The following is a 213-nucleotide window of genomic DNA, read 5'->3' as shown; positions in this document are numbered from 1 at the left end:
CATCCGTAGCTCAGCTGGATAGAGTACTCGGCTACGAACCGAGCGGTCGGAGGTTCGAATCCTCCCGGATGCACCATATTACATGATGTCGCTTTAGCAGCGACATCAAATCTGCAGTAAAGTAAGTTTCCCTGATGCATCCGTAGCTCAGCTGGATAGAGTACTCGGCTACGAACCGAGCGGTCGGAGGTTCGAATCCTCCCGGATGCACCA

1 tRNA gene is annotated in these 213 nt (G+C 53.5%); it reads left to right on the top strand.

The features are described 5' to 3' along the window. Window positions 1–136 precede the first annotated feature (136 nt). A tRNA-Arg gene (locus OGY09_RS01060) sits at window positions 137–213 on the top strand.

Origin of the sequence: Citrobacter sp. Cpo071, assembly GCF_030332765.1 — a bacterium.
In the GTDB taxonomy this organism is placed as follows: domain Bacteria; phylum Pseudomonadota; class Gammaproteobacteria; order Enterobacterales; family Enterobacteriaceae; genus Citrobacter; species Citrobacter portucalensis.
Note: the sequence above shows the minus strand (reverse complement) of the source record. Positions and strands in the feature narration are given on the sequence as shown.